Source organism: Kibdelosporangium aridum (assembly GCF_900176515.1).
In the GTDB taxonomy this organism is placed as follows: Bacteria; Actinomycetota; Actinomycetes; order Mycobacteriales; family Pseudonocardiaceae; genus Kibdelosporangium; species Kibdelosporangium aridum.
In genome coordinates, this window is sequence record NZ_FWXV01000001.1 from 1,221,167 (window position 1) to 1,245,281 (window position 24,115).

Genomic DNA, 24,115 nt, shown 5'->3' on the forward strand with positions numbered 1-24,115 from the left:
CCTGCCCCGTCCTAGGGGTGTGCAGGAATTTCTGGAAGCCAAGGACCGGCTGCTCGGCATCGCCTACGGCATCACGGGTGACCTCGGCGCGGCCGAGGACATCGTCCAAGACGCGTGGCTACGGCTGAACCGCACGCAGGACATCGAGGACGTCACCGGGTGGCTCGTGGTCACGACCTCGCGGCTCGCCTTGGACTATGTCCGATCCGCGAGGGTCCGGCGTGAGCAGTACGTCGGGCCATGGCTGCCGGAGCCCCTCGTCGAGGGACCGGAAGACCGCGTGACCATGACCGAGTCGGTGAACCTGGCCATGCTCGTGGTCCTGGAGACGCTCTCGCCCGCCGAACGGACCGCCTTCGTTCTGCACGAAGTGTTCGGTATGCCGTTTGCCGAGGTCGCCGAGGCAGTCGGCCGGAGCGCGGCGGCCGTGCGGCAACTGACCAGCCGCGCCCGCAAGCACGTCCGTGACCGGACACCACGCTTCGATTTGGACCACGCCCAGCAGAAACGCGTGGTCGACGCGTTCTCGCAGGCATGCGTTGGCGGCGACATCGAGGGATTGCTGCGGCTGCTCGATCCGGAAGTCGTGCTCAAGACCGACGGTGGCGGCGTGATGAAGGCCGCACGCAAACCGGTCTACGGCGCCGACAAGGTCTCCCGGTTCCTGGCGGGAGTGCACCGCGCTCCGGTGCAGTTCCGTGCGGTCCAGGTCAACGGCTGGGCCGGGCTGCTGCGCTTCGTCGACGGCGACCTGCACAGCGTCGTGGCGCTGACCACGGCGAATGGCCGGGTGACCGCGATCGACATGGTCGCCAACCCGGAAAAACTCACGCGCGTGCGCGCGTTGATCAATGGAGAGGAAGAGTAACGGTGCAACCGCGATTGAAGCCGCCTATGGGCGCGTACAAGCACATGGCCGCTCTCGAGGAGTGGCAGCGGGAAAGCCCATTGCCCGAGCGGATCCGTGAGCTGGTGAAACTCCGCGTCAGCCAGATCAACGGCTGTGCGTTCTGCGTCGACATGCACGCCCACGACATGAAGGCCGCGGGGGAGACCGACGAGCGGCTGTTCAGCGTGGTGACGTGGGAGGAGACGCCCTTCTTCACCGAGCAGGAGCGTGCGGCGCTCCGGCTCGCCGAGGAAGGAACCCGGCTGACCACGGGCCGCGTGTCCGATGACACCTGGGCCGAAGCCCAGAAGCACTTCACCGACGAGGAACTGGGCGCACTCGTGGTGGCCATCGCGACCATCAACGCGTGGAACCGGTTCGGCGTGATCCTCCAGTCAGTCCCGGGTTCCCTGCGTAAGTCAGCCTGAGCCGATCCCGGTCACCGACCGGACGTCCATCTCGTCACGGCGGTCGGCACCTTCTTGGAGTCCCTTGCGTTCACCGACGAAGGTGCCGACGATGCCGAGCACGAACGACAGCGGGATCGACACGATGCCCGGGTTGGACAACGGGAACAGCGCGAAGTCGATGCCGGGGATGATCGACGTCTCGCTGCCGGAGATCACCGGCGAGAACAGGATCAGCACCAGACAGCTGGCCAGGCCGCCGTAAATCGACCACAACGTCCCGGTTGTGTTGAACCGGCGCCAGAACAGCGTGTACAGGATCGCGGGCAGGTTGGCCGACGCGGCGAACGCGAACGCCAGTGCCACAAGGAAAGCGACGTTCTGGCCGGTGGCAAGGATGCCGCCGCCGACCGCGAGGGCGCCGATCACGACCGCGGTGATCCTGGCCACCCGGACCTCGGAACCTGGTTCGGGATTACCGTGTTTGATCACATTGGCGTACACGTCGTGGGCGAATGACGCGGACGCCGTCAGCGTCAGACCCGCCACCACAGCAAGGATCGTGGTGAACGCCACGGCCGAGACGAGTCCAAGCAGGACGGTGCCGCCGACGTGGAACGCCAGCAGCGGCACAGCGGAGTTCTCGCCGCCGGGCGCACTGGTGATCGCGTCCGAACCGACGATCGCGCTGGCGCCGTAGCCGATGACCAGCGTGCTCAGGTAGAACAGCACCATCGTCCAAATGGCCCAGACCACTGATCTGCGTGCCTGGTAGGCGTTCGGCACGGTGTAGAAGCGCATCAGCACGTGGGGCAGCGCGGCCGTGCCGAGCACCAGTGCCAAGGACAGCGAGACGAAGTCCAGTTTGGCCGTGTCGCTCCGGCCGTACCGTGCGCCCGGCTCGAGGATCAGGTCGCTCAGCGCGTTCTTCTCCGCCGCACGGCCGAACAACGCGCCGAGGTCGAAGCCGAACTTGCCGAGGATGAACACGCTCATCAGGCTCACGCAGACCAGCAGCAGCGCCGCCTTGACGATCTGCACCCACGTGGTGCCCTTCATGCCGCCAACCAGCACGTACAACACCATGATCACGCCGACGACACAGATCACCAACGCTTGCCCGCCTGCGGTGTGCACGTCCAGCAGCAACGCCACAAGCGCGCCCGCACCGGCCATCTGGGCGAGCATGTAGAAGAACGAGATCACCAGGGTGGCGTTGGCCGCGGCGGCCCGGACCGGGCGCTGCTTCATCCGGTAGCTCACGACGTCGCCCATCGTGAACCGGCCGGTGTTGCGGAACCGCTCCGCGATCAGCATCAGCGGGATCAGCCACGCGACCAGGAAGCCAATGGAGTACAGGAAGCCGTCGTAGCCATAGACCGCGATCGCGCCTGCGACGCCCAGGAAGGACGCGGCGGACAGGTAGTCACCGGACAGCGCGATGCCGTTCTGCATGCCGGAGAAGCCGCCGCCCGCGGCGTAGTAGTCGGCTGCGGTGGTATTCCTGCTGCTCACCCGGTAGACGATGAACAGCGTGACCACAACGACGGCGAGGAAGATGCTGACATTAATTGTCGGATTACCGGCTGCCTGGGCCAGAAAAACCGTGTCGGCCGACTGGTTCATTGGACCGCGTCCACTCGGTTTCGCAATTGTTCGGTTTGCGGATCGATACGCCGTTTCGCGAACCGAACGTAGCCCAACATGATCACCACAGTGGTCACGAACTGGGACAACCCGAGCAAAAGCCCCACTGTGATGTTGTCGCTGACGCGCTGGCTCATGAACTCGGGGGCATAAGCGGCGAGCAGGACATAGCTGAGATACCACATCAGGAACAACAGGGTCGCCGGCATGACGAACCAGAGGATCCGCCTGCGGAGCCGGACGAATTCAGGGCTGCGCGCGATCGCGGAGAAGTCCGGCGCACCGTCGTCGACCTCGGTGAAATCGTGGTCCCGTGAAAAGGACGGCATCGTTTTCATCGGGGTTGTCCTCCGCGGGGTTCTCGTCGGCACGATCCATCGGATGGGGGGAGCGGGCCGGTGGCCGAAGTCAAGCTAGGCTGTCGTACCTGCGACGTCAAGCGCCATCCCGGAGAGGTTTCAACTCAGTGCTGTTACGGTGTGAAAAGTTCCAACACCATTGTTGGTCTGCATGTTGAGCCATTGACCGACCGTGCTGGGATCGTGGCGTAATTGACACTTGAACAAATGGGCGACAGTTACCTAGGTTATCCGCGATGTCCTATTTGTATTTGAGGTTCTCGTGACCGCACGGCGCTCGTGGTCCAAGGTGGCCGTGCAGTGGCGGAACTGGCCTGTACTCGTCAAGATCGGCGCCGTCCTGGTGGTGCCGGTCATTGGCGCGATGACGCTTGGCACTTTGCGGGTGCAGGCCGACCTCGACCTGGCCGATTCGTACGCCGAAGTCGAGCGGCTCGCACAGCTGCGCGAAGAGCTGGTACCCACCCTCGGGTTGCTCCAGGGTGAGCGCAACCTGGCGATGGAGTCCGACGACGAGGAGTACCGCGCGCAGTGGGCGCGGACCGACACGCTGATGGAGACCGTCGACTGGATGGTCGGCAACACGCCGGACCTCGGCCCGGTCGCCACAGCGGGGTACGACAACCTCAAGCGTGCGATGGGCGCTTTGCCCGGACTGCGCCAGCAAGTGCTCGCCGGAACCGACACCGAGGTCGTCCGGTCCGGCTACGCGATCCTGACCCAGGCGATGCTGGACTTCGACCGGTCGCTGGTCAGCAAGTTCCCCGACGAGGAGCTCACCGGCTCGTCCACCGCGCTGTTCGACCTGCAGGTGGCCCGCGAGCAGGTGTCTTTCCAGCAATCGCTGGTGCTGGAAGGGGTCCGCCGCGGTGAGCTGACCGGTCCGGAACGCGAGCGGCTGATCGAGTCCGACGTCCGGCTCGCCGACGTGATCGCCGACATGCGCTCGGTCGCCCCGCCGCAGCTGTGGCAGCAATATCTCGACACGGTCGCCGGCTCGGATGTCACCCAGCGCCAGGAGTTCGTCCGCCAGGCACGCGCCGAGCCGCCGCCACGTCGTCCGGGTGTCCGGGCCACGTTGCCGTTCAACGCAGCGGACTGGACCAGGACCTCGGACCAGACGACCGCGCTGATGACGTTCGTGCTCAAGGCCGTGGCGACCGAGCTGCGTGACGGCGCGACCCGGCTGCAGGACGAGACCAGTACCCGTGCGGGTTTCCAGTCCGTGCTGCTGCTGGCGATGGTGTTGCTGGCGGCCGGGATCGGTGGTGTCGTCGGCCGATACCTGTTGCGCTCGCTGAGGTCGCTGCGTAACGCCGCACTGGACGTCGCGTCGACCAAGCTGCCTTCCGCCGTGTCGGACATCCGTGCGGGCCGTCCGGCGAAGATCGACCCGATGCCGGTCAACACGACCGAGGAGTTCGGCCAGCTGGCCCGCGCGTTCGACACCGTGCAGAACCAGGCGGTCCGCTCGGCCGAGGAAGAAGCCGAGCTGCGCGGCAACCTGCGCAACATCTTCGTCAACCTGTCGCGGCGCAGCCAGGGTCTGGTGGAGCGCCAGCTGCGGCTGATGGAACAGCTGGAGCAGAAGGAGAACGACCCCGACCAGCTGGCCAACCTGTTCAAACTGGACCACCTGGCCACCCGGATGCGGCGCAACAACGAGAACCTCGTTGTGCTCTCCGGTGCCGAACTGGGCCGCCGGTTCACCGAGCACGTGCCGCTGGCCGACGTGCTGCGTGCCGCGGTGTCCGAAGTGGAGCACTACGAACGGGCGTCGGTCCGGTCGGTTCCGCGCGTGGACGTCCTCGGCTACGCCGCGGGTGATTTGGTTCGTTCAGTAGCCGAACTAGTGGAGAACGCCACCGCGTTCTCGCCGCCGGACTCGCAGGTGATCATCCAGACGTCCATCCGGGACGACCGGTCGGTGCTGATCGAGATCATCGACGACGGCATCGGCATGGGTGACGCCGAACTGGCCGACGCCAACGCGCGTGTGGCCGCGGGCGGTGGCGTCGACGTTCCGGTGTCCCGGCAAATGGGACTGTTCGTCGTCGGTAGCCTCGCGACCCGGCACGGTATCCGCGTGCTGCTGGCCAGGAGGGACAACGGCGAGGACGGCCTCGTCGCGTCCGTCGTGGTGCCACCGGAGCTGATCACCGGTATGGCCCCGGCACAGTCGGGGCCCGCTCAGCCTGCGCAGCCCGGTGCGGCCGAGGAGACCATGGTCTTCGAGCCGCAGCCGGCCGCCCCGGACGAGGGCAGCCTGTCCGGCAGGCTGAGCTCGGTCGGTATCTCGGTGAAACTGCCAGACCTGCCGCGGGCCAGCTCGCCCGCGTCGATCCTGTTCCGGTCACACCGGCCGGTCATCGAGCAGGACCCTGAACCGGTTGCGGCCCAGCCACAGCAGCAACCACAGCAGGACGAGTTCGCTTGGCTCGGTGGACCCGGTGGCGGGTCCAGCAGCGCCCCGGCCAAGCACGCAGCACAACCGTCGGTCCCGGCGCAGGCCAGGCCGACGACCCCTCCGCCGCCACAAAAAGAAGGGGAGCTGCCCAAACGGGTCCCCAAAGCGCAGTTGTTCGTCACTCCGATGGGCCCAGAAGGCACTGGGCCACCAGGCAACGGCAAGCGTGGTGCCGTGCCTGCCCGGGGCCCGGGCAACGCCGAACGTGCACGGGGATTTTTGAGCAGCTTTCAGGCGGGTATCCGCCAAAGCACGACAGAGGAACAGGGGGAGGAGCAGACATGACCGAAACGCCGACCAAGGGTCGTCAGGTCAGCCGGTTCGGGTGGCTCATCGACAACTTCACCGAGCGCGTCGCCGGAGTGGCGCACGCCGTGGTGATCTCCGTCGACGGGCTGTTGCTCACCGCATCGAAGAGGCTGCCCTTGGACCGGGCGGATCAGATGTCCGCGATCGCCGCGGGCATCCACAGCCTCAACATGGGTGCGGCCAAGGTGCTCGGCGCGGAAACGGTGAACCGCGCGATTGTGGAGATGGACTACGGCGTGCTGTTGCTCACGTCCATCAAGGACGGTTCGTGCATGGCTGTGCTTGCCCGTCGCGACAGCGACATCGCACAGATCGCGTACGAGATGACCGTGCTGGTCGACCAGGTCGGTCAGATGCTGACTCCGGAACTGCGTGCCGAACTGAGTGGGTCAGTGCGGCGGTAAGCGAGGTGATCCATGAGCGCCGGGGATCATGATCAAGGATTCGCCGATGTGCTCAATGGATTCAGCCTGAACTTCCGTTCAGGTGGCCATCGGGCACCGGCGGCCACTGAATCGATAACGCCACGACCGGCCCCCGCGCCCGCCGCCGAACCCGACTTCCCGGTCGAGCAGGCGGCGAGCGTCCGCGCCTACGCGTGGACCGGCGGCCGGACCCGGTCGGACTACCGGCTGGAAATCGAGACCCTGGTCTCGACCAGTGCACGGGCCCTCGACCGGATGTGGGAACTCAAGGGCGAGCACCAGGAAGTCGCGGAACTGTGCCGTCAGTCCAAATCGGTCGCCGAAGTCGGTGCGTTGCTGCGACTTCCGCTCGGCGTGGCCAAGGTTCTGCTGGGGGACATGGCGATGCTTGGCCTGATCACCGTGCACGAGAGCAACTCGACCAGCCCGGACATGGAACTGCTCGAACGTGTCCTCAGAGGACTGACGAACCTCAGGACGTGAGCTCGCCCAGCAGGTTGATCGCACGCTGGTGGTCGCCGACGGTGACAGCGATGATCTCGGTCGCGCCCGCGTCTCGGTAACGCTGGAGTTCTTGCGCGACTTGCTCTTCACTGCCAGCGATCACTGTGTCACCGATGTTGTCGACGCCCTCGCGGTCGAGCACCCGGCGATAGCTGGGCAGATCGCGGGCGGGAGCGTATGTCTGGTTGAGACTTTCCCTTGCCGCATCAGGATCGTCGGTCACCGACACGGTGACGATCGCGACAACCTTGGTGCCTTTGCCCGCTTTTTGAAGCGTGGGCACGAAGTAGTCGCCGATTGTCTTCGGGCCTGCCCACACGGTGATCGTGCCGTCGGTGAGTTCGGCGGCGAGCTTGAGCATCTGCGGGCCGAGTGCGGAGATCAGCACGGGTGGCGGCTGGCTTCCCGGCGCGGTTATCTGGCCGTGCGCTTTGAGTGTTTCCCCTTGGTAGTCAACGCTTTCGCCGTGCAACAACGGGATGAGGGCCGTCAGGTACTCACGCATGTGCCGTACCGGTTTGGTGTAGTCGTAGCCGTACTGGCCCTCGATCAGCGGCTGATGACTCGGCCCGAGGCCAAGGACGAGCCGATTGCCCACGGTGAGCGCTTGGGCCGCCAGAGCGAGCGGATGATGTGGATAGGTACGCACTACTGCGGTGCCCAATGCGATGTCCGGTACTTCGCGGCTGGTGATCGCCAGCAGCGTGAGCGGGTCCCATGAGAGCCGTTCACCGAGCCACACGGCCCGGATGCCTGCCTGTGCAGCGGCTTTGACCTCTGCGAAGTACTCCTCGATGGTCTTGCCCATGTCCTCGACGAAGAGCCCGATGCGCATACTCGCCCCTATAAGTGGATGGATTTCCTCCGCTTAACTCCGACGCTACACTAACCGGAAGAAGATCGTCCACATACCGGGAGGCGGCGTGCGAGCGGACGCCCAACGCAACCGCGACCAGATCGTCGCGGCCGCCCGTGTGCTGTTCACCGCCAACGGCGTGGACACTCCGATGGAGGAGATCGCACGGGCGGCAGGAGTTGGCGTCGGGACGCTTTACCGGCGTTTCCCAGACCGCGACGCACTGGTGAACGCGGTGTCGACGGACATGTTCCAGCGCCTTGCCGAGGCGATCACCGCGGCGAACGCCTCGGAGAAGTCCGCTTGGGCGGTGCTGCAACGGTTTCTGCGCTCGTGGTCGGAGTTCCGGCTCGGCTTGTTGCAAGACCCGATGTGCCACGGGATTCCCGCGGCGATCGAGGCGGACCCGGAACTTCGCGAAGTCCGGCAACGCTGGCTCGACTTGTTCGAGGACGTGATCCAACGGGCGCAGGACGACGGCGACCTTCGGAAGGATGTTGGCCTGCTTGAGATCGCCACGTTCATGAACATGTTCATCCGGGACGAACGCAGCGAGGTCACCGACCGGATTCTCGACGTCATGCTGGACGGGCTCCGGGCGTGAGCCTTATGTGGTCCCGTGCTCGGCGTGCTTGCCGTGGTCGGCGACCTGCGCTTCGCTCCACACATGGAGGGCTTTGACGAGGGCTGGATCGGTGGTGCGGAAGGTCAACGAGGCACCGTTGGGCAGGTCGGCCTTGGCGATGGTGATTTTCGTTGCGCTGGAAGACAATTCTGCCAAGCCGGGCATGGCTGTGCCGTGAATCGTGGCGGGGTCGGAGAAATCGCCACGGCGGAAGCGGTCTGCCTCGGTGGCAATATGTTCGCGGATGAGGTTGATCTGGTTCGTGTCGTCCGGTGTGTCGGCGAAAACCTCTTGGAGCAGGCCGTCTTCGCGCGGAGTGAAGCGGTGTGTGGTCTTGTCCAGGTCGAAAGGCATCACGGACTGGCCCTTCTCGGCGACCTGGGCTTGGCGGTCGGTGCCCGGATCCGAGGTCGGTGCCGAACAGGCTGTGCCTAAGACCGCCAGGCATAACAGGGCGGCGACCGGCTTACCGGCGATCATGCTCACTTGCCTCCTTGAGCAGCCGAAGTGCGTTGATCACAGCGGCGTGCTGATCGGGATCGATGTGGTCGAGCAAGGCTTTGAGGCGCTGGCTGCGCCGTTGTACGACCGACTCGGCGGCATTCGACCCGGCCTCGGTCAACGTCAGCAGCCGGGCCCGTCCATCGCTCGGGTCGGGCTCGCGCTGAACCCATCCGCGCTCTACCAGACCATCGGTCAACCGGCTGGTCGTGGACTTGCCGAGGTTGAGCAGCGAGCCGAGTTTGCCCTGGTGCAGGGCGCCTTCGCGGAGAATCGTGAGCGCGTGGGCCTCCGCGACCGACATCGGTGCGCCGCACGGCGTGCGGTCAGGCTCGAGTAGCCCCAGTGACCGGATGAAGGCCGCGAACGACTCAGCGAACTCGTCCACGTGCTTGCTCGACATAGTTCCAATCTAGAACTATCTAGTTCCAGATTGCAACTATTTGCGCCGGCTGGATGACGCAACCGCAGGTCCCTCAGACGGGGAACTTCACGCCGGTCAGCTCCTCCGATGCCGTCCACAAGCGGCGTTGGATCGCCACGTCGTGGGACTGAGCGCTGGACTTGACCAGGACAGGTGCGCCCCGGGACTCGCCGAGTCCCGATGGTCCGTAGTACTGGCCGCCGAGGACGTTGGGATCCGTTGCCGCGCGAAGGGTTGGCAACGCACCCTCGGATGGCGCCTGGGTGATCAGCCTGCCGATTACCTTGTACGCCAACCGGAAGGCTAGGGGTGAGTTACGCATCAGGTCGGTCCGCGAGCCGCCGGGGTGTGCCGCGACTGCGATCGTCTTGCCCTTGCCGGAAAGCCTGCGCTGCAACTCATAGGTGAACATCAGGTTGGCCAGTTTGGACTGTCCATACGCGCCTACCCGGCTGTAGGACTTCTCCCAGTTCAGGTCGTCGAAGTGGATGGCTGCCTGCATCCGGTGACCCACACTGGAAATCGTCACCACCCGGGAATCCGGGACGGGCAACAGCATGTCCAGCAGCAGCCCGGTCAACGCGAAGTGTCCCAAGTGGTTTGTCCCGAACTGCAGCTCGAAGCCGTCGGCCGTGGTCTGTTTCGGCGTGTACATCACGCCTGCGTTGTTGATCAGCAGGTCGATGCTCGCGAAGTCGGCGCGGATCGCGTCTGCCGCCGCGCGGATCGAGTCCAATGAGGTCAGGTCCAGACGCTGCACGCGCACGTCGGCACCGGGGCTCGCCGCGACGATCTGGGCGGCCGCCGCTGAGCCCTTGGCGGTGTCGCGGACGCCGAGGACCACTGTGGCGCCACGGGCGGCCAGTACTTTCGCCGCTTCGAAGCCGATGCCGGTGTTCGCGCCGGTGATCACCGCTGTCCGCCCGTCCTGATTGGGCACGTCGGCTGCTGTCCACTTGGGCATGATCACTCCTGGAGGTAGAATCGGGGCGTGCGTTCCGGTTATGACTATACGGAACGCACGCCCCGGTTGTCGACGGAGAGGTGGGTCACGGTGCGGGCCGACGCGGCACGGAACAGGGCCAAGGTCCTGAAGGTGGCCTATGAGGCGTTCGCCGAGGAGGGGCTCGGCGTGCCGATCGACGAGATCGCCCGGCGCGCCGGAGTCGGTGCGGGCACGGTGTACCGGCACTTTCCGACCAAGGACTCGCTGTACCAAGCGGTCGTGACCGATCGGATGCGGCAACTCTCTGAGGACGCGCAGGCGCTTGCGGCCGAGGACCCGGGTGGCGCGTTGTACACGTTCCTGCGCCGGATGATCGACGAGGCCGCGGTTGACCATGGTCTTGTCGACGCGATGGCGGGGATCGGGATCGACATGAGCGTCGTGGTGCCCGAAGGCGAGCGTGAGTTCATGGTGGCGCTTGAGAAGCTGCTCGACCTCGCCCAGCGGGCCGGTACCGCCCGGTCCGATGTGGACGTCATGCACGTCAAGACCCTGCTGATCGGCCTGCAGGCGATGCAGCGGTTCGGCGGCGACTCCGAGCGGATCTTCCAGGTCATCTCGGACGGGCTGGCGCGATCTTGACGGGATGTTGACGGCGCGGGTATAGAGGCCTACCGTCCACAATCAATTGAACAGGTCTGAACCGGATCAGGGGATGCTCATGGTGTTCCAGGTCGAGGCGAACGGCATCAACGTCATCAGCGACGCCGAGCGCAAAGGAACGCCGCGCCAGCTGTTCTGGCCGTGGTTCGCCGCCAACGTCTCCGTCTTCGGGCTGAGCTACGGCTCCTTCGTGCTCGGCTTCGGCATCTCCTTCTGGCAGGCCGTGATCGTCGGCATCATCGGCATCGGGGTGTCATTCCTGCTTTGCGGACTGGTCGCGGTCGCGGGCAAACGCGGATCCGCGCCGACGATGGTGCTCTCGCGCGCGGCGTTCGGTGTACGCGGCAACCGGCTGCCGTCGCTGATTTCATGGATGCTGACCGTCGGCTGGGAAACCGTTCTGACGATCCTGGCGACGTTCGCGACCGCCACGGTGTTCGAACGTCTCGGCTGGGGCGGCGGCACGACGACGAAGATCGTCGCCCTGATCGTGGTGACCGTGCTGACGATCGCAGGTGGCGTGCTCGGCTTCGACCTGATCATGCGGATGCAGACGTGGATCACGATCATCACCGGCGTGCTCACGGTCGTGTACATCGGCTTCGTCGCGCACCGCGTCGACTGGTCGGCCGTGTCCGCGCTTCCGGCGGGCTCGGCGCAGAACGTGGTCGGCGCGCTCGTGTTCCTGATGACAGGCTTCGGCCTCGGTTGGGTGAACGCGGCCGCGGACTATTCGAGGTACCTCCCGCGCAGCACCTCCGGTCGTTCGGTCGTCGGCTGGACGGCGTTCTCCTCGTCGCTGGCGCCAGTCGTGCTGCTGCTGTTCGGTTTGTTGCTAGCCGGGTCGTCCACTGAGCTGAACGAGTCGATCGCCGCCGACCCGATCGGTGCGCTGGCCGCGATTCTGCCGACGTGGTACCTGGTGCCCTTCGCCTTGGTCGCCGTGCTCGGCCTGGTCGGCGGCGCGGTGCTGAACATCTACTCGTCCGGCTTGACCTTGCTGGCGCTGGGCATTCGGATCCCGCGCTACGCCGCCTCTTTCGTCGACGGCATCGTCGTGGTGATCGGCACGGTCTACGTCGTCTTCTTCGCGGGCACATTTTTCGGGCAGTTCCAGGGATTTCTCATCACACTCGGCGTGCCGATCGCGGTATGGTGCGGCGTCATGTTGGCCGATATCGCGCTACGCCGAACCGACTACGCGGAGCGGGACCTCTACGACCCGTCCGGACGGTACGGCGATGTCCGAGTCCTGCCGATCATGACTGTGCTGGTGGGTACCGCGATCGGGTGGGGCCTGGTGACCAACACCAGTGCGGAGTGGCTTGGCTGGCAGGGGTATCTGCTCGCACCGCTCGGTCTTGCCGATGCCTGGTCGGGTGCGAACCTCGGGGTGCTGGTCGCGCTGGTGATCGGCTTCCTGGTGACGTTCCTGTTCAGCCGCAGGCAAGTCAGTGCTCAGGAGCGAGCATGAACGACCGGGTTGGCAGGCTCAAGCACGAACGGATCGTCGAGCAGCTGGCGAAGGAGATCCAATCTGGACGGCTGGCGCACGGCGCGCAGCTGCCAGGGGAGAACGCGCTGGCAGCGAGGTTCAGCGTCAGCCGTAACACTGTTCGGCAAGCGTTGACAGAGCTGGGAAACCAAGGCCTGATCGCGACGCACTCGGGCAAGGGCTCGTTCGTCACGTTCGACGACCGGACAATAGACGACCGCCTCGGCTGGACGCGCGCGTTGGCCGATAAGGGAGTCGAGACCAAGGTCGTCCGGATCGCGCTGGTCGAGGAAGCCGAGCTGGCCGAACGCCTCGGCCTGGAATCGGCCGAGCTGATCGCGGTGGACCGGCTGCGCTCCATAGTGGACGGCTCGCCGATTTCCTTTGAGCGAAGCCGTGTCCCGGCCATCGGGAGCCTGCGTGACTTGCCGTGGAAAGGACTCGAAGGATCGTTGTACGACGAACTGCGCGGCGTCGGCCTGGTTCCGGACTCGGGCGAGGAGTGGTGTGAACTCGCCCGCCTCAGCGCGACCGAGGCCGAGTTGCTCCAACGCCCTGTGGGCGAACGGTTCCTGCGCACCCGGCGGTTGACTCGTGACATCAACGGCCAGTTCGTCGAGCACGTCGAGAGCCTGCTCGACCCGGACCGCTTCCGGCTGCACTTGAAGTTCGGCGGTTAGCTCAGCCGCGGGCGATGACCTGCTTTGCGGCTTCGAGCCGCCCGGTCTTGCTGGCGCGCAAACCGTGGAAGTCGTTGGGGCTGGCCGCGATCGCGTCGTTCTGGACGCGGGTCTCCGCTGCTGCCCAGACAGCCACGAGGCTGGTCTTGGCCTTGCAACGCACATCCGCCTGCGCCGCGCGGATCTCCTGCGGTGTCGGGGTAGCCGTGGACCACTTTTCATCGGTGATGGCCGTCAGAGGGTCCAGGTAGGGGAAACCCTCGCCGCTCATGCACGCACTCCAGGACCGGAAGACCTCAGCCACCTCGGGGAGACGTTGGGAGTCCTCGAAGGTCTTGCGGATCAGGGCATCGAACCGGCCGGCGTCGACATCCGGGGTTCCCGCTGACAGAACGGCCTCGGCTTGCGCACCGCAATCGCGCACGACGCTGCGAAGGTCAGCTGTCTGCTTCGCCCTGGCCAGCTGCTTCGCTTTGCGCGCGGCCACAGTCGGCCGGTCTGGCGCGCTGTGATAGCCGTACTTGTCCGCGATCTGAGGCTCTATCACGCCGTAGCGGCGGCGGTGGGGCGGCTCGATGTCGCTTTCGACGGCACGCGGCAGCAACTCCCAGTCGTGGCCCTTGCCGTGCATGCAGTCGCGCGTGAGCAGATCCTCCGCAATGGTCAAGGTCATGACCTCGGCGGGGGAGAAGTTGTAGGCGTCGAAGGGCATGGCCAGCTGCCATGCCTCGACGCCTGGCTCAGGCGCCGTGGCACTTGTCGAGGCCGAGCATCCCGCAGCGGCCACGGCGAGCAGTGCCATGCACCGTGAGACAAGATCATCCCGGGATACCTGTAATGCTAGATCGCAGCTCCGACCAGGTGGCCGATGCCGTACGTGGCGGCCATGGCGACGATGCCGCCTGCGACGTTCCGGGCGATCGCGGGCAGCCGTGGCGCGCCACCGAGCCGGGCGCTGAGTGAGCCGGTCAACGCCAGTGCGAGCACGGCGACAAGGACCGTCAGCGAGATCCGGAAGTCGCCTGCCGGGATGATGAACGCCAGCAACGGCAACAATGAGCCCACGGTGAAAGCCACGAAACTGGCGAATGCGGCCTGCCATGGGCTGGTCAGTTCGTCGGGGTCGATTTTCAGCTCGGCCTCGGCGTGCGCCGCCAGCGCGTCCTTCTCCGTGAGCTGCTCGGCTACTTCCCGGGCCAGTTCCGGGGACAGGCCCTTTTCCCGGTAGATCTCGGTGAGTTCGTCCAGTTCGTGCTGCGGCATCTCGGTCAGCTCGCGGCGTTCCTGGTCGAGCAGTGCTTTTTCGGCGTCCCGCTGGCTGGAAACCGAGACGTATTCACCGGCGGCCATCGACATCGCACCGGCGAACATTCCGGCAAATCCGGCGGTGAGGATTTGCGGGACCGATGTCGTCGCCCCCGCGACGCCGAGGACCAGGCTCGCAGTGGACACCACGCCGTCGTTGGCGCCGAGCACACCGGCTCGCAACCAGTTCAGCCGTGCCCCGGTATCCTCATGCGGCTCATGGTGCAGTTCCGTTGTCACGGACTGAGGGTAGGTCAGCAACAGCCGTTCGGCCCCTTGCGAAAGTGGTTTAGACCTCTATACGCTCCGTATCGCTGTAAAAACCGCCTGTCGTGTCGGTCTGGGCCCTCCATCGCGCCCAGTTCAGCGCCGCCATTGATTGAAAGGGCACCTGCATGTCCAAAAATGCGGGAATGTCCGCGATAACGCGGGCATTTGTGGTCCTGGGCCTGTTACTCGGCGTGATTTTCGTGCCGGCGCAGAACTCCGCCCAGGCCGCGCCGCAGTTCAACGTGATCGCCTTCTACCACGGAACGTGGGACCCGGGGCACATCGCGTTCGTCCGTGAGGCCAACCCTTGGTTCAGCCAGGCGGCCACCCAGAACAACTTCTCGTACACCGGAAGCACGAACTGGGACCTGCTGAACAACATCAGCCCGCAGCAGTACCAGGTCGTGATGTTCCTGGACGACATGCCGAACACCGCCGCACAGCGCGCGGGCTTCCAGCGCTACATGGAGAACGGTGGCGGATTCTTCGGCTGGCACGTCTCGGCGTTCACCCAGAACGCGTCGAGCTGGCCGTGGTACCACAACACGTTCCTGGGCAGCGGCAACTTCCGCAACAACACGTGGTTCCCGACCGCGGCGACGTTGCAGACCGACAACCGCACCCACCCGAGCACCAAGCGCCTGCCCGCGGCGTTCCGGTCGTCGGTCAGCGAGTGGTACAGCTGGAACGGCAACCTGCGCACCAACCCGAACATCAGTGTGCTGGCGTCGGTGCACCCGTCGAGCTTCCCGCTCGGCACGGACCCGAACCAGTCCTGGTACAGCGGTGACTACCCGATCATGTGGACCAACAAGAACTTCAAGATGGTCTACGCGAACTTCGGGCACAACTCGGTGAACGGCAGCGGGCAGGGCACGTCGTCGACGTTCGCCAGCCCGGACCAGAACAACTTCATCATCGACAGCCTGCTGTGGCTGGGCGGCGGAACGATCCCGCCGCCGGACCCGGGCGGCCCCATCCCGCCCACCCAGTGGTTCTCTGTGGTGAACAAGAACAGTTCGAAGTGCGTTGACGCCCGGGGCGCGGCGACGGCCAACGGAACCGCGATCCAGCAGTACGCCTGCAACAGCACCCTGGCGCAGGGGTACCAGTTCCAGGCGACAAGCGGCGGTTACGTGCGCATCAACAACCGCGCGAACAGTGCACAGGTCATCGACGTGAGCAACGTGTCGACTGCGGACAACGCAGCGCTGCACCTGTGGGCGTACGGCGGTGGCAACAACCAGCAGTGGCAGCCGGTCGCCGAGGACGGTGGCTACTTCCACTTCGTGAGCAGGCACAGCGGCAAGTGCCTGACCGTGCCGAACAGCTCCACTGCGGACAGCGTGCAGCTGGTGCAGTTGACATGCAACGGCAGTGCGGCGCAGTCGTTCCGGCTGACGCAGCAAGCATGATGTGACCGAAATGGGGCGGCTCGGCACTTGCCGGGCCGCCCCGCTTTGTTCAGTCGCGCGAGTCGAGGAAGACGAGGTCGGGCGTGACGTCCGGTCCACTTCGGATGTACATCAGCGCGTTCTCGGCCTCGGCGAGGAAGTACTGGTTACGGCCGTCAGCGGTGACCATGTACGCGCTGTCCTCGAACTCCATCCCCCAGCCGATGATCGTGGTCTCCCCGCTGCCGGTGGTTACCACGGTGGCAAAGAGGCGAGGTGCCTGTTCGGCAACTTGCGCATTGATATCTGACAATGTGGGAACTCCTAAATTGATGGCCTGTGCCGAGTCGAATTGGATTACCGATTGTCAAACTAGCGCCAGTTCGGTTAATCAAAGCCCAAGATCCCCCGATTGTGCGACACCATTCGGCTGCTCACGATCGATATTCTTAATTGCATGGGTGGTAACAAAACAACCTCGAAAAGTCTCGCGCTGGGCGCTGCGCTGCGTGAGGCGCGCATCGATGCCGGGCACGAGCAGCTGACCAAGTTTGCGGAGCTGCTTGGCAAGCCTGCTCCCACGCTGTCCCGCTGGGAGACCGGCCAACGGACTCCACGCCCTGAGGATGTCGCGCAGATCCTGACAATGCTGGGGATCACCGGGGAACGGTTCGACGACATCCTTGCGTTGACGCGGAATCCGGACGCCACGTCATGGCTGGCCATATCGTTGCCGGAACAGCGCCTGCACCTGGAAGCGTTGCTGCGGTTCGAGCGCGAGGCGCGGAAGGTCATCGCGGTGGCACCATTGATCGTGCCGGGGTGGCTGCAGACAGCGGACTATGCCCGCGCGATCATGACCAAGGGCGGTGCCCCGGCGAACGAGATCGAATCTCGGATCACCATCCGGATAGGGCGGCGGGAGGTACTGCGCAACGCCGAACTCGAGGTGTACATCGGGCAGGCCGCACTTGTGCAGCGCATCGGTGGCAGTGATGTGCTGCGCGGCCAGTTGGAGTACTTGCTCGAAATGAGCGAGAAGATGGACCTGCGGGTGATCCCATTCACGAGGGATTGGCATCCCGGGCTCGAGGGGCCTGTGAAGTTGATCGAGTCTGTCCAGGGCAAGACAGTTGTCTACTTGGAGAATCGCAGGTCAGGATTGTTCCTTCACGAGGATCCCGACATCATGGCTTACCGGGATGCGATTGGAGCACTGCGAGTCGTGGCGGTGGGACCTTCAGATTCGAAGCGGCTGATCGCGCAGGAGATCAACCAACTGAAGAAAGAGAACCGACATGACTGCCCCCGCTGGTTGGAAGAAGGCGACTCATAGCGTCAATGGCAGCGACTGCGTCGAGGTTCGTTCGGACCTCCGGGCCATCCGCGACACCAAGAACCCCGACCACTCCATCCACGCCGATGTCCGCGCGTTGGTGACCGTCATCAAGGCCGGGTTCTAGGCTCACCTTCGTGGCTTGCTTGTTCTGTGACATCGTGGCCGGTGAGAAGCCCGCCTTCGTCGTGGCCTCCGAACCTGTCGGCATGGCTTTCCTCGACATCCGACCCGTCTTCAAGGGGCACACGCTCGTCGTCCCGCCGACACACATCGAGACCCTCACCGACCTGCCCGAGGCCGACTTGGCCGGTTACTTCGGGTTCGTCCAACGAATCGTGGCCGCCGTCAAGGAGTCCATGGGCGCACAGGGCACGTTCGTCGCCATGAACAACACGGTCAGCCAAAGCGTTCCGCACCTGCACACTCACGTCGTGCCTCGTACCAAAGGCGACGGCCTGCGCGGTTTCTTCTGGCCACGGACGAAGTACGCGTCCGACGAGGAAGCTCAGTCGTTCGCCGACGACATCCGTGCGAAGGTGTGACCCATGCCGATCGACCTTTCCGGCCAGCCACGCCTGACGCTCGGTACCTGGCCGACCCCGTTGGACGAGTGCCCGAGGCTGTCGGAAGCTCTCGGCGGCCCGCGGATCCTGGTCAAGCGGGACGACGTCAACGGGCTCGGCGTCGGCGGCAACAAGCTCCGCAAGGCCGAGTTCCTGCTCGCGCAGGCCCGGAACGAGGGCGCGGACACGATCATCACGTTCGGTGCCGTGCAAACCAACCATGGACGGCAGACCGCGGCCGCCTGTGCTCGTCTCGGCCTTCGGTGCGAGCTGGTGCTCACGAAGTCCGTCCCGATGTCCGGTGAGGCGTACGAGCGTTCCGGCAACATGGCCCTGGACAACCTCTACGGCGCCCATGTGCACCTCTGCGACACCCCGGAAGAGACGGCCGACGTCTACAACCAGGTAGTCGCGACTGCCGAGGCTGAGGGTCGTAAGACCGCGACCATTCCGGTCGGCGGATCCAACGCTGTCGGCGTGCTGGGTTACGTGGCCGCGGCGCAGGAACTGCACGGCCAACTGAGCGAGATCGACCGGATCGTCGTGGCCGTGGGAAGCGCCGGGACCGCGGCCGGGCTGGCGCTGGGCATTCACCTGCTGGGCTGGCCGGTGCTGCTCGACGCTCAATGCGTCTCGCACACCGCTGAGGAGTCCAGGGCCGATATCCGCAGGTTGGTCGACGAGACTGGGCAGCTGCTCGGCGTCGGCACAGGTGACCTGACGCACCTGCGCGTCTCCGACGGCTCGGTCGGTCCTGGCTACGGCGTTACGACCGACGAGATGTGGGAGGCGCTGCGTCTGTTCGCACGGACCGAGGGCATCACGTTGGACCCCGTCTATTCAGGCAAGGCCGCCGCCGGGCTTGTCGCCGGTGTGCGCAGTGGGGCCATCGGGCCTGATGAAACTGTTGCGTTCATGCATACGGGTGGCCTGCCCGGTCTGTTCGCCTATGCTCCGGAACTGGTTCGTTCGAGCGAAAACTTGCGGTAGGTATCCCGCGCGAGCACATCCGCACGGGAATATGGGCCCGGGTGGGGGCTGACGAAAGGCAGGTCCCATGGGGCACAGCAACAAGACCCGGCTGGCGCTGTTGGCGGCCGTGCTGACGACCATTGTCGTATTGGCGTTGAGCCTGTTGTTACCGGGGCCGATCGGCCTCTGGGCGGCGATCCTGATCGGCGCGAACGGAATTGCTGTTCTGGTTGCCCGGCACATCGTGCACCGGCGGGAGCAGGCGGAATTGCGTAAAGCGATGGAAGAACAGCGGACGGCCAAGACGGTCGAACCGGTGGCCGAACAGCCGATCGCGACGTCGGAGCCGGAGCAGCCGACGCATGTGCAGTACCCGGTTTCCGCCGTACCGTTGCCCAGTTCCGAGGTCGATTACCGGTTTCTCTTCTCGGCGACGGTGTGCTGGCGGCAGACGAGCCCGAAAACCGCCGTACCGCACGCGAGCCCCGGTGACCTGGCCGTGCATTGGATTCTGACCAGGGCCCGTGAGCTGACCGTGCTGGAGAAGCCGGAGGACTACCGCGTCGTGCAGCACAGGCTGGCGGTCGCGTTGGGCACGGCGTTGGCCGAGCCGTACGGCCACGTCGTCGCCTGGGCGGTCGACGTCTCGCTCGCGATGTCCGACGAGGACGCCAAGCGCCTGGACCGGCTCGCTGAGATGCGTAAACACGAGCGGATGTGGGAGCAGGAACGGCGCATCGAGATCGCCATGCGCCGGTACCTCAGTGAGGACGTCTTCAAGGACACCGGCAGCGCGGTCGTCTGGTGGGTGTCCCGGCACACCGACCAGATCGAGGAAAGCGTGCAGATGATCGGCCACCTCGCGCAGCTGACGGCCGCCGCGAACAGCAAGGAGATCCCGGGACCGGATCTTCTGCGTGCGATTCAGGCAAGCGAGAACGGCAGGCACATCAACGGCTCCGCCCAGGATCTCTAACGCAGCAGGGCATCGGCGTCCGGCTTGGACCAGCCGGTTGACGTCGGGCTGTTGCGCGGCCGCCTGGTAGAACGCTCGCACCACGTTGCCGAGGCGATGGTCGTGCACGCCCGGCGAAACGAGTACAAGGACCTGCCGGTCAACGTGATTCGCTTGCTGCTCGCGCTTTTCGTTGCCATAGGCCGGTTCTGACCGTCCGATCATGCCCGGCAGCGGTCCGTAGTGTGATCGCGCACACTCACGCTTGTCTTTGCTGGCAACGATGTGCCACGGATAGGGTTCTTTTCGTATTGCCTCGCAATGGGGGTTGCGGGCAAATCCGAACGAGATCCTTGGGGGATTCTTCGTGACCAGCTCGGCCCCGGCAGGGGCGGACAAGCTCGACGCGGGCGTGCTCAAGATCGCCGGTGTCGTCATTCTCGGCACCGTCATGGCGATTCTGGACACCACGGTCGTCAACGTGGCGTTGCAGGCGCTCGCCCTGGAATTCAAGACTTCCTTCGACACAATTCAATGGGTCGCCACCGGCTACATGCTGGCGCTGGTCGCGGTCATTCCGGTGACCGGCTGGGCGTCCGACCGGTTCGGCACCAAGCGGCTCTACATGCTCGCGATCGTGCTGTTCCTCGTCGGCTCGGTGCTCGCCGGAATGGCATGGGACATCACGTCGCTGATCGTGTTCCGTGTTATGCAGGGCCTCGGCGGTGGCATGTTGATGCCAGCGGGCATGACGATCATGACCAAGGCGGCCGGGCCGCAGCGCGTCGGCCGGGTGATGTCCGTGCTCGGTGTGCCGATGCTGCTCGGCCCGATCGGCGGCCCGATCCTGGGCGGCTGGCTGGTCGACGAGGTCAGCTGGCGGTGGATCTTCTACATCAACGTGCCAATCGGCCTGATCGCGCTGCTGCTGGTCTGGCGCGTGCTGCCGGCCGACGACCCGCAGCCGGGGGACAAGTTCGACTTCCCCGGCATGCTGATGCTCTCGCCCGGGCTGGCCGCCCTGATCTACGGCGTGTCGAACATCCCGGCCGCGGGTGGCATCGGTGAGGTCGAGGTCTGGCTGCCTGCCGTCGCGGGCATCGTGCTGATCGGAGCCTTCCTGGTCCGGGCGAAGCGGGTGGCCAACCCGTTGGTGGACCTGAAGCTCTTCGCCAACAGGAACTTCTCCATCGCGGTGCTGGCCACAGCGTTCTTCGCGACCTCGTTCTTCGGTGCGATGCTGCTGTTCCCGACGTACTTCCTTTTGGTGCGCGGGGAAACGGCCCTGGACGCCGGGCTGTTGATGGCGCCGCAAGGCGTCGGCGCGATGCTGACGATGCCGATCGCCGGTGCGCTCGCCGACAAGATCGGCCCGCGAAAGGTCGTGCTGCCAGGACTTGTCCTGATCGTCGCGGGGATGGTGATGTTCACACAGGTCGGTGCGGACACACCTTATTTGCAACTGCTCGGCGCGCTTTTCGTGACCGGTCTTGGCATGGGCGCGACGATGATGCCGATGATGTCGGCCGCGTTGCAGACCCTCACGCAGCGCACTGTGGCCAGGGCGTCGACCGCGATGAGCATCATCCAGCAGGCATTCGGTGCCATCGGCACCGCGATCATGTCGATCATCCTGGCCGCGCTGCTGGCCGGGAAGTTCGGCGTACCGACCCAATTGGGCCAGATCGCGGCGACGCAGGCGATTCACGATCCCAGGACGCACGATTTCGCCGCATCGGCCGCCGCGGACGCGTTCGCCTCGACGTTCTTCTGGGCCTTGATCCTGATTGCGGTGTGTGTCGTGCCCGCGTTGTTCCTGCCGGGCGCCCGAAAGAAGGTATCGTCGGGCCCGTCGGGGGACAGCGATCATCAAGACGAGGACGAGGGCACCACACCGGTGATGCTCGGGCACTGAATGCCTTGGCTGGATATCCAGATCGACAACGGCGTCGACTGTGATATCGAGGTGTACGGACGTCCCGGCAAAGGGAGCGCGGAGGAAATGTTCCGGATCGGGCTTGGCGTAGTGGCGTGTCTAGTCGTGTTGAGTGGCTGTGCCTCGCGCGGCCAGGGCATCACCATGGCGTCCCCGCCGCCGAGCCCGAGCAGACTCGCCCCGGAAGTCTCCCTGCCGCTGGACATCAAGCAGTACGCCGACAACCCGTGCGCGATGCTCAAGCCAGGCCAGGCGGTGACCAAGGACCTGGCCGCCGGGGTCAACGAGGGCGGCAGCACGTGCACGTGGCGGGCGAAGACCCCGCAGCAGCCGCAGATGACCGCGACCATCGACCAGGTGTCGGGTGGGCTGGAAGGGTTGTACCGCAAGCGGGTGCGGCTGCCGTTCTTCGAGCCCATCGAGATCCAGAACTATCCGGCCGTGCGCTACGACGCCGACCGTGCCGTGCCGGACCAGGGCCGTTGCACAGTGAGTGTCGGAGTGGCCGAGGATGTGTTGCTCACGGTGACGACGACGATCGCGGACCCGAACACACTGAACTACCCGGTGCCGTGCCCGGACGCGGAGTTGTTGGCCAACGCGATCGTCACCGACGTCACCAGGAACTAGTTCTGCACACCTTCCTTGTCAGGGTCGGTGTCGATCCGGTTGCGCTGCCCGAACTCGCCAAGTCCCAGCTTGCGCCACTCGGAAATGGTCTTGTTGTACCGCTCTCGCTGAGCCTCGTCGTTCTGGACGTACAGCTTGGCAGCGGCCTTGATCCGGTCCGCGGCGGTGAGATACCGAGTGGTCGTGGTGCTGAAGAACGACTCGATGTCCTCGCGCAACTCGATCACGCCTTGGTCGGCCGCGATCGGTGTCAGTCCACGGCCAGCGAGCTGACCGTCGGAGTATGAGGTCGTGGCGAGCTTGTTGAGCAGCTGGGAGTAGCCCTCGGCGGCTTCGTAGCAGTCTTGGGCTATCTGGAGTACCACGTTGACGTCAACGGCGAACCGGGCCGAGGCGTTCGGATCGCTGTCGTCGCCATCCGGCGAATGTTGCGTGATGTCGTAGAGTTCCAGAGTCGTCCGGTCGACGCTGGCGATCGCCGCGTTGATGGCGTTGACCGCCTTGGCGTACTCGGCCTCCGCACTGTCCATTTCGCTGTGCAGGGTGCGCACGGACGTATCCACGAGCGCGAAGAAGTCGCTCATCTGCGCGTACTTGTACTCCGTGGTCACGCTGTCCGACTTGCCCAGCGCGAAATCGACCAAGCCGAGCACCGTGCCGACAGCGCCGACGTTTTTCAGTACTTCGAAGGTGATCTGGGCGATCGTCCACACCTGGCTCGCGTAGCTGACCACCAGCTTCGGCTTGGACAGATCCACTGGTGTGACGATGACTTCGCCGAGCTCACGGGTCAGGTGGCCGATGACGTTGAGGATGTTGTTGCGCGTGGCGTGGATGACCGTGCCACGGACCGAGTAGCAACTAGCCAGCCAATCGCACAGGGCAGCCTGGTTGACCAGCGTAGGTTTGACCGTGCTGAGAAAACCGCCCTTCAGGCTGTTGGCCGCGAGGCCGGTCCAGCCGGTCAACCAGGCCCGGTTGGCGTTGTCGTTCTGCCCGATGGCCATGCGGTCCACCGCACCGGTGAGCGCGTGGTCACCGACGGAACCCTCCGACCTCATCGCCACGCCGATGGACCTGAGGGTGCCGTGCGCCTCTTCGAGGAACGACAGTTCCGGTCCGGCGGCGAGATCCGGGACCGCGCGGGAAAGCTGCTCCCGTTTCGCCCACGCCCAGTCGCCGACCTGGCGAAAGACGTCCAAGGCCTTGCATTCGACGTACCTCGCGTCCGGAACACTCCACCCGTCACATTCGTTGGGCCTGTTCTCGGGCGTGCCGTCGTTCATCGCCCACGCCACGACTTTGCACGCGGTCGTCAAGTGCCGCCAGGAGTCCGGCGGGACCTGCCACCGGACGGGCTCAGGAGCAGCCGGAACAGCGGCCGTGCCGCCGTACAGCGTCTTACCGGCCTCTTTGGTCCAGCGCACCTCGAGCGCCTGCCAATAACTGTTGAGCGCCGCGGAAAGGGATGCCGAATACTCACTGCCACTCATGTACTTGCCGGTCATCGGCTACCCGCTCGCCTCTCGTGTCCCAGTCTCACTACTCCGACCG

General features: G+C 65.2%; 28 protein-coding genes. 18 read left to right on the top strand and 10 right to left on the bottom strand.

The genetic code is table 11. From position 1 onward, the window contains the following. The first annotated feature begins 19 nt into the window (after window positions 1–19). Entirely contained in the window at window positions 20–868 is an 849-nt protein-coding gene (sigJ, locus tag B9C43_RS05150; protein ID WP_084424873.1) for an RNA polymerase sigma factor SigJ, read from the top strand. Window positions 869–894: 26 nt separating this feature from the next. After that, a complete protein-coding gene (locus tag B9C43_RS05155; protein ID WP_033391831.1) occupies window positions 895–1,317 on the top strand; it encodes a carboxymuconolactone decarboxylase family protein in 423 nt (140 codons plus the stop codon). On the opposite strand, the gene B9C43_RS05160 is transcribed toward B9C43_RS05155, so the two are convergent. Further along, window positions 1,309–2,922 carry a solute symporter family protein gene (locus B9C43_RS05160; RefSeq protein ID WP_033391830.1) on the bottom strand — a complete coding sequence of 538 codons (1,614 nt, stop codon included), beginning with the start codon at window positions 2,920–2,922 and terminating at the stop codon, window positions 1,309–1,311. The genes B9C43_RS05155 and B9C43_RS05160 overlap by 9 nt on opposite strands. After that, on the bottom strand, window positions 2,919–3,281 hold the full coding sequence (locus B9C43_RS05165) for a DUF485 domain-containing protein (RefSeq protein ID WP_084424874.1): 363 nt from the start codon (window positions 3,279–3,281) through the stop codon (window positions 2,919–2,921). Before B9C43_RS05165 ends, B9C43_RS05160 begins: the two co-directional genes overlap by 4 nt. Window positions 3,282–3,564: 283 nt before the next feature. Here B9C43_RS05165 and B9C43_RS05170 point away from each other — a divergent pair, with 283 nt between their 5' ends. Genes B9C43_RS05170 through B9C43_RS05180 form a run of 3 tightly spaced genes read left to right on the top strand, consistent with a single transcriptional unit; the run spans window position 3,565 to window position 6,986 of the window. Then, entirely contained in the window at window positions 3,565–6,054 is a 2,490-nt protein-coding gene (locus B9C43_RS05170; RefSeq protein WP_084424875.1) for a sensor histidine kinase, read from the top strand. Next, window positions 6,051–6,482, top strand: coding sequence for a roadblock/LC7 domain-containing protein (locus B9C43_RS05175; protein ID WP_033391828.1), 432 nt, complete (start codon window positions 6,051–6,053; stop codon window positions 6,480–6,482). The genes B9C43_RS05170 and B9C43_RS05175 overlap by 4 nt, the downstream gene beginning before the upstream one ends. A gap of 12 nt (window positions 6,483–6,494) precedes the next feature. Continuing rightward, window positions 6,495–6,986 (top strand): DUF742 domain-containing protein, encoded by a 492-nt coding sequence (locus tag B9C43_RS05180; protein WP_084424876.1) that lies wholly within the window; start codon window positions 6,495–6,497, stop codon window positions 6,984–6,986. On the opposite strand, the gene B9C43_RS05185 is transcribed toward B9C43_RS05180, so the two are convergent. Next, entirely contained in the window at window positions 6,976–7,842 is an 867-nt protein-coding gene (locus tag B9C43_RS05185; protein WP_084424877.1) for a TIGR03564 family F420-dependent LLM class oxidoreductase, read from the bottom strand. The genes B9C43_RS05180 and B9C43_RS05185 overlap by 11 nt on opposite strands. Before the next feature lie 88 nt (window positions 7,843–7,930). Between B9C43_RS05185 and B9C43_RS05190 the strand changes: the two genes are divergently transcribed. Beyond that, window positions 7,931–8,467, top strand: a complete 537-nt coding sequence (locus B9C43_RS05190; RefSeq protein WP_235038437.1) for a TetR/AcrR family transcriptional regulator — start codon at window positions 7,931–7,933, stop codon at window positions 8,465–8,467. A 3-nt stretch (window positions 8,468–8,470) separates the two neighbouring features. Here B9C43_RS05190 and B9C43_RS05195 read toward each other — a convergent pair whose 3' ends face one another. The 3 genes from B9C43_RS05195 to B9C43_RS05205 form a co-directional block, all read right to left on the bottom strand. After that, window positions 8,471–8,842: an aspartate carbamoyltransferase gene (locus B9C43_RS05195; protein ID WP_143446127.1), complete on the bottom strand. Its 372-nt coding sequence runs from the start codon at window positions 8,840–8,842 to the stop codon at window positions 8,471–8,473. A 112-nt stretch (window positions 8,843–8,954) separates the two neighbouring features. Then, window positions 8,955–9,392 carry a MarR family winged helix-turn-helix transcriptional regulator gene (locus B9C43_RS05200; protein ID WP_084424880.1) on the bottom strand — a complete coding sequence of 146 codons (438 nt, stop codon included), beginning with the start codon at window positions 9,390–9,392 and terminating at the stop codon, window positions 8,955–8,957. A 73-nt stretch (window positions 9,393–9,465) separates the two neighbouring features. Continuing rightward, window positions 9,466–10,380 (bottom strand): SDR family NAD(P)-dependent oxidoreductase, encoded by a 915-nt coding sequence (locus tag B9C43_RS05205; RefSeq protein WP_456077594.1) that lies wholly within the window; start codon window positions 10,378–10,380, stop codon window positions 9,466–9,468. A gap of 24 nt (window positions 10,381–10,404) precedes the next feature. On the opposite strand from B9C43_RS05205, the gene B9C43_RS05210 reads away from it, so the two are divergent. Genes B9C43_RS05210 through B9C43_RS05220 form a run of 3 tightly spaced genes read left to right on the top strand, consistent with a single transcriptional unit; the run spans window position 10,405 to window position 13,197 of the window. Further along, window positions 10,405–11,001: a TetR/AcrR family transcriptional regulator gene (locus B9C43_RS05210; protein WP_235038438.1), complete on the top strand. Its 597-nt coding sequence runs from the start codon at window positions 10,405–10,407 to the stop codon at window positions 10,999–11,001. Window positions 11,002–11,047: 46 nt separating this feature from the next. After that, on the top strand, window positions 11,048–12,496 hold the full coding sequence (locus tag B9C43_RS05215; RefSeq protein ID WP_235038439.1) for a purine-cytosine permease family protein: 1,449 nt from the start codon (window positions 11,048–11,050) through the stop codon (window positions 12,494–12,496). Next, window positions 12,493–13,197: a GntR family transcriptional regulator gene (locus B9C43_RS05220; RefSeq protein WP_033391822.1), complete on the top strand. Its 705-nt coding sequence runs from the start codon at window positions 12,493–12,495 to the stop codon at window positions 13,195–13,197. The genes B9C43_RS05215 and B9C43_RS05220 overlap by 4 nt, the downstream gene beginning before the upstream one ends. Before the next feature lies 1 nt (window position 13,198). Here B9C43_RS05220 and B9C43_RS05225 read toward each other — a convergent pair whose 3' ends face one another. Together B9C43_RS05225 and B9C43_RS05230 are read right to left on the bottom strand one after the other, a co-directional pair. After that, complete coding sequence (locus B9C43_RS05225) at window positions 13,199–13,909, bottom strand: hypothetical protein (RefSeq protein ID WP_143446128.1); 711 nt, start codon at window positions 13,907–13,909, stop codon at window positions 13,199–13,201. 128 nt (window positions 13,910–14,037) lie between these two features. Then, window positions 14,038–14,742, bottom strand: coding sequence for a VIT1/CCC1 transporter family protein (locus B9C43_RS05230; RefSeq protein WP_084425595.1), 705 nt, complete (start codon window positions 14,740–14,742; stop codon window positions 14,038–14,040). 173 nt (window positions 14,743–14,915) lie between these two features. Between B9C43_RS05230 and B9C43_RS05235 the strand changes: the two genes are divergently transcribed. Further along, window positions 14,916–16,187: a ThuA domain-containing protein gene (locus B9C43_RS05235; RefSeq protein WP_143446129.1), complete on the top strand. Its 1,272-nt coding sequence runs from the start codon at window positions 14,916–14,918 to the stop codon at window positions 16,185–16,187. Window positions 16,188–16,236: 49 nt separating this feature from the next. On the opposite strand, the gene B9C43_RS05240 is transcribed toward B9C43_RS05235, so the two are convergent. Next, on the bottom strand, window positions 16,237–16,425 hold the full coding sequence (locus B9C43_RS05240; RefSeq protein ID WP_084424885.1) for a hypothetical protein: 189 nt from the start codon (window positions 16,423–16,425) through the stop codon (window positions 16,237–16,239). Window positions 16,426–16,578: 153 nt separating this feature from the next. Here B9C43_RS05240 and B9C43_RS05245 point away from each other — a divergent pair, with 153 nt between their 5' ends. The 8 genes from B9C43_RS05245 to B9C43_RS05275 all read left to right on the top strand — a co-directional run bounded on the left by B9C43_RS05245 (window position 16,579) and on the right by B9C43_RS05275 (window position 22,561). Beyond that, window positions 16,579–17,502 (top strand): helix-turn-helix domain-containing protein, encoded by a 924-nt coding sequence (locus B9C43_RS05245; RefSeq protein ID WP_235038440.1) that lies wholly within the window; start codon window positions 16,579–16,581, stop codon window positions 17,500–17,502. Further along, window positions 17,465–17,629: a DUF397 domain-containing protein gene (locus tag B9C43_RS05250; protein WP_084424887.1), complete on the top strand. Its 165-nt coding sequence runs from the start codon at window positions 17,465–17,467 to the stop codon at window positions 17,627–17,629. The genes B9C43_RS05245 and B9C43_RS05250 overlap by 38 nt, the downstream gene beginning before the upstream one ends. A gap of 10 nt (window positions 17,630–17,639) precedes the next feature. Continuing rightward, complete coding sequence (locus B9C43_RS05255; RefSeq protein ID WP_200825423.1) at window positions 17,640–18,047, top strand: HIT family protein; 408 nt, start codon at window positions 17,640–17,642, stop codon at window positions 18,045–18,047. Between the two features lie 3 nt (window positions 18,048–18,050). Further along, window positions 18,051–19,058: a D-cysteine desulfhydrase family protein gene (locus B9C43_RS05260; protein WP_084424888.1), complete on the top strand. Its 1,008-nt coding sequence runs from the start codon at window positions 18,051–18,053 to the stop codon at window positions 19,056–19,058. 67 nt (window positions 19,059–19,125) lie between these two features. Continuing rightward, window positions 19,126–20,016, top strand: a complete 891-nt coding sequence (locus B9C43_RS05265; RefSeq protein ID WP_051897397.1) for a hypothetical protein — start codon at window positions 19,126–19,128, stop codon at window positions 20,014–20,016. A 24-nt stretch (window positions 20,017–20,040) separates the two neighbouring features. Beyond that, window positions 20,041–20,208 (top strand): hypothetical protein, encoded by a 168-nt coding sequence (locus tag B9C43_RS58350; RefSeq protein WP_235038441.1) that lies wholly within the window; start codon window positions 20,041–20,043, stop codon window positions 20,206–20,208. A gap of 154 nt (window positions 20,209–20,362) precedes the next feature. Beyond that, on the top strand, window positions 20,363–21,910 hold the full coding sequence (locus B9C43_RS05270) for a DHA2 family efflux MFS transporter permease subunit (RefSeq protein ID WP_051897396.1): 1,548 nt from the start codon (window positions 20,363–20,365) through the stop codon (window positions 21,908–21,910). Beyond that, window positions 21,911–22,561 carry a DUF3558 domain-containing protein gene (locus B9C43_RS05275; RefSeq protein WP_084424889.1) on the top strand — a complete coding sequence of 217 codons (651 nt, stop codon included), beginning with the start codon at window positions 21,911–21,913 and terminating at the stop codon, window positions 22,559–22,561. Here B9C43_RS05275 and B9C43_RS05280 read toward each other — a convergent pair. After that, window positions 22,558–24,054 (bottom strand): hypothetical protein, encoded by a 1,497-nt coding sequence (locus B9C43_RS05280; RefSeq protein WP_143446130.1) that lies wholly within the window; start codon window positions 24,052–24,054, stop codon window positions 22,558–22,560. The two genes, B9C43_RS05275 and B9C43_RS05280, sit on opposite strands and share 4 nt — an antisense overlap. Window positions 24,055–24,115: the final 61 nt, after the last annotated feature.